6 protein-coding genes are annotated in these 4910 nt (G+C 39.4%); 1 reads left to right on the forward strand and 5 read right to left on the reverse strand.

Annotated elements, in window-relative coordinates:
* Positions 1-364 (reverse strand): transposase (locus AC13CC_RS01035; RefSeq protein ID WP_482875648.1); only part of this gene is annotated, 364 nt, incomplete at its 3' end.
* Positions 345-704: an ISAon1 family transposase N-terminal region protein gene (locus AC13CC_RS01040; RefSeq protein WP_482875649.1), complete on the reverse strand. Its 360-nt coding sequence runs from the start codon at positions 702-704 to the stop codon at positions 345-347. The genes AC13CC_RS01035 and AC13CC_RS01040, both read right to left, overlap by 20 nt.
* Before the next feature lie 187 nt (positions 705-891).
* Between AC13CC_RS01040 and AC13CC_RS01045 the strand changes: the two genes are divergently transcribed.
* Positions 892-2115, forward strand: coding sequence for a site-specific integrase (locus tag AC13CC_RS01045; RefSeq protein WP_326278685.1), 1224 nt, complete (start codon positions 892-894; stop codon positions 2113-2115).
* Positions 2116-2714: 599 nt separating this feature from the next.
* Here AC13CC_RS01045 and AC13CC_RS01050 read toward each other — a convergent pair.
* Genes AC13CC_RS01050 through AC13CC_RS01060 form a run of 3 tightly spaced genes read right to left on the reverse strand, consistent with a single transcriptional unit; the run spans position 2715 to position 4205 of the window.
* Complete coding sequence (locus tag AC13CC_RS01050) at positions 2715-3656, reverse strand: HipA domain-containing protein (RefSeq protein WP_482875650.1); 942 nt, start codon at positions 3654-3656, stop codon at positions 2715-2717.
* A complete protein-coding gene (locus tag AC13CC_RS01055; RefSeq protein WP_326278689.1) occupies positions 3646-3981 on the reverse strand; it encodes a HipA N-terminal domain-containing protein in 336 nt (111 codons plus the stop codon). Before AC13CC_RS01055 ends, AC13CC_RS01050 begins: the two co-directional genes overlap by 11 nt.
* Positions 3978-4205 carry a helix-turn-helix domain-containing protein gene (locus AC13CC_RS01060; RefSeq protein WP_318345870.1) on the reverse strand — a complete coding sequence of 76 codons (228 nt, stop codon included), beginning with the start codon at positions 4203-4205 and terminating at the stop codon, positions 3978-3980. The genes AC13CC_RS01055 and AC13CC_RS01060 overlap by 4 nt, the downstream gene beginning before the upstream one ends.
* Between the last annotated feature and the right edge of the window lie 705 nt (positions 4206-4910).

Raw genomic sequence — 4910 nt, forward strand, 5'->3', positions numbered from 1 at the left:
AATGTGCCATATCCAAAGTAATCTCTTTTACCCTATCCCTAAGTGTCTTTGGGATTTTAAGCAGTTGTTCTATAATAGGTTCAGCTTTGGTTCCCGCAAGTATGGCCACAATAGCCCCTTTCCTGCCTTTAGCTTTTTTATAGGTGATGATAGTGTAGAGTTCCCCCTTGGATAGTGCGGTCTCATCAATGGATAGATACTTGCCCATATTCTCAGGAAAGATCAACCGGTCTTTAGCGTGGGGCTTATCTTTCCATTCCTTGAACTCACTTAGGCAATCTCGATATTGCCGTTGAAGCTTCTTGCCGTCAACCCCATAAAAACTACCGATGGTATGGCAATCGTTAGGCTTGGTACTGACCAAGTACTTTTAAAAAAGCAGCGAACTCTACGGTCATACGAGTCCCCTGTGCCACTAGATCCCAATCTCTTTGCACTATTTTGTTGGTGCGCTTATCGAGCCAACGGCGTCGCTTGATGTGGAGAAAGACCGACTTTCCACGCAATGGAAAGTCTTGGACGACGATCTCCTTGTGAAAACCATGGGCTATCAGGATGCGATGTCTTTCCTCTTTAGGGGTGTCCTTCTTTTCTTCGAAATGAAGATGGAGCGTACCCTCTTCCGTTGTATGGGAGACCAGATCGAAGTGGGTTATCAACAGTTCGGGCAGTATAAGCTTTAATAGGTCTATGGATAATTCCAAGGCTGATTGTTTTTTCTGCAAAGATCGGACTCCAATTTCAATCCGCACACAACTTTTGAGATTGATCCTAAAGCGTGTTCCTATCGGGAGCAGAATATTACAATTTATATTGTAATTTTAGATGACTTTTGAAGCGTTTTGCTTGTGTTTTGACTTTCACGGTATTAACAGTTTAAAACATTGCAACATGCAGAAAAACAATCGCTTAACAATCAATTTCTTTACTAGAAAGCATAAGGTTCAATCCGAGAATCGAATTATCTATTGTAGGATCACCATCGATGGAGAGCGCACTGATTTTAGTATAAATCGGGAAATCAAAACCAATTTATGGGACAATAGCCGTAAAAGGGGCAAGGGTTTTTCCAGTTATGTGATTTCCCTTAACAAGTACCTGGATCAAATTTATACGGGTTTACATGAGGCCCATAGGCTATTGATGGCAGAAGATAAGGTAATCACCCCTTTGGCCATAAAGGCAAGGTTCTTTGGGGAAGATGATGGGGGCAAGACCTTGAAACAATTGATTGCCTATCACAATGGGACCATGCATACCTCATTACGCCCCGGAACCAGGAAGAACTACCATATTACAGAAAGGTGCATAAACCTATTTTTAAGAGAGGAATATGGGGTGGAGGACATTAAGCTCAAAAAATTGAATTACCGTTTTATATCGGACTTTGAGCAGTACCTAAGAAAGTACAGACCATCCACACGAACCAAATGCACAAATAACGGAGCCATGAAACACATGGAACGGCTTAAGAAAATGTCGAGGTTGGCCGTTCGGTTGGAATGGATCTCAAAGGATCCCTTTGAGAACTATAAACTGCATTTTGTCAAAACCCAAAGGGAACATTTGACGAAAAGGGAACTTGGACTCATTGAAGAAACCAGTTTTACAAAACAAGGCGTTGAAAAGACCAAGGATGTATTCCTCTTTTCTTGTTATACGGGCCTATCCTACATTGACGTAAAAGCACTGTCTCCCGACAATGTTATCAAAGGAATAGATGGCAATGACTGGTTGTTCACCAAAAGGACAAAGACCGATGAGCGGCTCAAAATACCACTGCTGCCTCAAGCAAGGGAAATCATCAAGAAATATGAGGGGTCATCGGAAAGGAAAATAAAAAATACCCTTTTACCTGTTTTCAGCAACCAGAAGGTCAATTTTTATCTTAAGGAGATCAGTAAAGCCTGTGGAATCCATAAAAGGATCACATTCCATACAGCAAGGCACACTTTTGCAACAACGGTAACACTGTCCAACGGTGTTCCGATTGAAACAGTTTCAAAGTTGTTGGGTCATACCAAATTGTCAACTACCCAGATATATGCTAGGGTCTTAGAAAAGAAAGTTAGTGAAGATATGAGGATATTGGTTGAAAAAATGGGGGGCAAGTAAAGCTTTCCAGTAAGAATTAATCAAATTCATCGATTTTATTACATTTTAGGAATATATATGGATGAGCCGGATGGTTGAGACCACCAACAACGGAAAATTTGAGCCATCCAATATTTGGTAGTAGTGATTTGAAATTCAGATTTTTGTGTCATGTTGGAATGTGCTCAATTTTATCCAGCGAAGGTGGTGTTCTATGTCCTGCGTTTCCATATTTATCGAGTCGCTTGTCTTTTTGATAAAAAAGTACTGCAAAGGAATTTTACATTTTTTGGATATCGACTTGGTGCCTTTTACATTGATTTTAATTGAATATAAATGAAACCTAATAAAACAAAAAAACCTGTAAATCAGTAATTTACATGTTTGTTGTTGCATTTTGATGGTGTTTTAGTGGAGATTAGGGTTTCAAGCCCTTTAAAATTTTGTGCTCACCGAATAGGTCACTTTTTTTGACATGAGTATATTAAGTGCAGGTTATTAAATGGTTACATCTAATTTTAACCTTTATCCGTAGGCAATAGAGAATTTATTCTATTCCGTGTGTAAGTTGATTGCAAAAAATGTAGGAGGTTGGATTCAGATTCCCATCATTTATGTCGCTAATTATAAATTCTATCGTACCGATTATTAAGCAGATCAATATATAATCCTTTCATATCCTTGGATAAAAAGGAACTGTCCACCCATCTTAAGGCATCCTTTTTCCGTTTCAAAAATCTTTTGAAAACACCTTGTACCTGTTTTTCTGTCAGCCCCATATTTTTTCCAAGGTTTTCAAAATGCATACGCTTCAAATTACTTTTCTTGCCTTGCAAGGTCAACGCAAGCTCTTCCTTATCTTCAGGATTGACAATTGATACATTGAGCAGGTCATAAGCAGGGGAAAGTATCCATCCGGATGAGGAGTGTATCATGGAAAAATTCTTTAGGTGCATATCGTTGTTTCCCGTTAAAAAACTGAACAGGGTCAGTTCAAATAGGAAAATCATATCCAACAAAGTATTGGCAGAATGTTGCTTTAAGGCTTTTCCAACCTTTTCCATGGAGCTCTTATATTTATCAAAAGCCTCTGTTATTTGGAACATGTCGAGCATATGGATCTTATGGCCTTCATCAGTTCTATCAATCCGTTTGGTGATATAGGATATTTCTCCGGATTTCAGGCGTATTAGGCTGGATGGGACGGTTTGGATACCAAATGCTTCTGCAATGCGCATGGTCAGATGTTCGTTTGCGGGCATCTCCGGATATTCTGTTGTTGGGGGCTTAAAAATATAGTGCCCCCCAAGTGCGCCGACCACTGTCAATCGGTAATCGGCAGTGCCCCCTATCTCATTGAATAGTGACATTGATAACTTGGGTTGCACACCCGGTACGGAAACACTTCGTTCTAGGACATTTTTGGCCAGTTCGGACATTTGATCCAAGTTATATTCCAATTTTGGAGGGTCTTTTTTTCCAAAGATGGCAAGACTGCACTTTTCATGAAAATCGATTTCACCATCCAACGCTTTATAACAATATAGACACTTATTCGTCATGATTTTCCCTTAAAGGTTCAACACTGATTGCTCCGATACAATTTTGACAACAGGCCAACAAAAGGCCCATACGATCATTTTTGTTGAGTTTCCAGTTTTTTGATGCGATGTTCAATAGCCATCCTTCGGGAATCAAGCCTTCGAAGAAAGGAAACAATTTATTGTCTCTGAAAGGTTCTTTACGCACAGGCATGGAAAACGATATGAATTGGTCAGGATATTGCTTCACATAGTCACTATCGTACTGAAAAACATAATCACCATCATTGGTTTCAATAAGTTCGCCTGCCTTGACCTGATCATAGAATATAATGGCTTTCCTCATTGTGTTTCTATATTTCCATGTTTTATGGTATTCAAGGGTACGGCGGCGAGGGTGTGGCCGAACATGCTCAGGACCAAGTTAACCTTGTCCATGTTCAGATTGGTTTTGCCCTGCTCTATTTTTCGGACTACGGTTAAGGCCACTCCTGCGCGTTCGGCAAACTCTTCTTGTGTGAGATTTACCTCATTTCTACGGGTTTTTACAAATTCGGATAATGTATTCATTATATGCTTTTAGATATAAAACCAATCAAATATACTAAATTATATGTTTTTACATATAAAACAACTATTTTTTATAGAATTATATGTTTTTACATATAATTATTACTAGGGGCTCTACAACCCATCTCTGGAAACCCCAATAAATAAGGGTTTCAAGCCCTTAAAGTTTTTATGCTCGCCGAATAGGTCACTTTTCATTAAATATGTATTAAAACACATAAAATCAACTATATACGATTGAATTCTTGGGCAAACTGGATAAGCCGGATGGTTGAGACCACCAACAACGGAAAATTTGAGCTATCCAGTATTTGGATTTAGAAGATTGAAAGTCAAGTTTTTGTGTTGGTTTCGAGGGTGCTCAATTTGATCCGGCGAAGGTGGTCTACTATGTCCAGCGTTTCCAGGTAGCCCTAAAGCAAAAGATGAAAGTCGATACATCCATATCCAAACCATCTTCGACCGAAAGTCCTCGTCAGGAAGACCTCTTTGGCAACTCCGAAACAAGCTAATATTCCAACCAATCCTTTGCACCAAGGTAAACGTCGCATCCTGTCATCGGACAAGGGACGGCCTTTAGATTTGTTTTATAGATTATATCTATTGAGATTATGATGTTGAAAAGAGGGGGTCTGGGGGAGACTCATAACCTTTGTATTTGTTGATAACTTAGAGGTAGAACTGAAAAAGAACGGGGTGAACTTT

It is taken from the genome of Flagellimonas sp. L-11, from assembly GCF_056857735.1.